Annotated in this window: 2 protein-coding genes; both read right to left on the reverse strand. The window is 39.4% G+C overall.

Annotated features, from left to right (window positions below; translation table 11 throughout):
- Window positions 1-260 precede the first annotated feature (260 nt).
- Window positions 261-788, reverse strand: a complete 528-nt coding sequence (locus CWC03_RS18415) for an SMI1/KNR4 family protein (protein ID WP_069023626.1) — start codon at window positions 786-788, stop codon at window positions 261-263.
- A gap of 3 nt (window positions 789-791) precedes the next feature.
- Entirely contained in the window at window positions 792-1337 is a 546-nt protein-coding gene (locus tag CWC03_RS23525; protein ID WP_249314076.1) for an HNH endonuclease family protein, read from the reverse strand.
- Window position 1338: the final 1 nt, after the last annotated feature.

Genomic DNA, 1338 nt, shown 5'->3' on the forward strand with positions numbered 1-1338 from the left:
AGCTGCATTCTGCCAGTGTCTGATGATGCTATGTCAAACCATCTGAAGGATTTTGTTTATGATAGTGTCGCTTTTAGTTTTATATCACTTTGGATAACGCAGCAATGACTACGACATCATCGGCAATCTCCAGCTTTTAAGTGAATTATGGTGCTAGTACATCGTCATTATTGATAATCGATTATTTGCCCGATCATTTACTCCAAATGTAGCCAGTTTAAAAAGGACTGATCTGACTACAATATTCTATTCTTAGTCATTTAAAAGGAAAGGAAAGACTTATCTTCGTCTATTTTCGAGGCATGATCAGTTGCTTCATCTTCATCCGGCTGTAGCGCTTGAAAAAATGAAGATAGGTTCGTAGAAACCTCATAAAATTCCTGTTCGCTTTCACCACTTTCATGATCCCAGCAGTAGACTTTGAGATCTCTTTTTCCCAAACAAAGTTGATCGCCACCACAAGAGGAGCCAAAAATAAAATAGCCTTTTTGCTCAAGTTCTTCGTACATGGCATTTTTCTGGAGTATATTGTTATCTTGATTATCAATACCATAAAGAATTTCCACCGACTGATAGCCATCATGATCAGTCAGTGGGGTAGCTTGATTAGGCTTAATTTTTGCACCTGAATCAAAAATAACTGATGAATTAAATAGTGAATAAAGTTCCTTTAGTTCATCTGGTATTTCGAACTTAAATCTATTTTCAAGCTCATTGATATCAATAACTTCATCGCTGCATTCATGCAAAGGCATGGCTCCAAGAGAGTCAAGAACATTCTTAATCATAACTTACTTTCCTTTTCTTAAATCAGAAGCTGATCCTATATGAGGTATATTACCATGCAATTTCGTAGGTATAAGCTGGATTATTGTAGCACTAGCGTGGTGTGGAGTTAAATCTAGCTTACTCAGCAATTGCCTAGCGGCATTTTTACTTTTCAGGCCTTTTTGATCAGCTATATATTTGTATACTTGACCAAAGTCTTGCCGTGTACCATTTAATTCATTTGGTGCGAACGCAATTTGGCCCTTAGACCATGGTGTAAAGTCAGGCCTACCATTTTTAAATGTGATTGGCTGACCACCAGTAATTTCATTTACTTCTTTGAGTGTTGATTGCCACGTACCATCACCGGGCACACCTGTAGCCCACTTTCCATTTTTTCTTGGTAGACGAGATACTAGTGTTTTGGGCTTGTTTCCAGCCCCCGGCAACTCATTCCCTTTTGGCGGCTCCAACTCATCGGCCTTGGCTTTGGTGGGCTTGTCGGTAACGCCTCGAATTGGTGGTTGGCCTTGATATTCATCCAGCGCTTTATTAACTCGCTGTCCGATT

Origin of the sequence: Pseudoalteromonas sp. S2755 (genome assembly GCF_005886535.1) — a bacterium.
Lineage (GTDB): Bacteria > Pseudomonadota > Gammaproteobacteria > Enterobacterales > Alteromonadaceae > Pseudoalteromonas.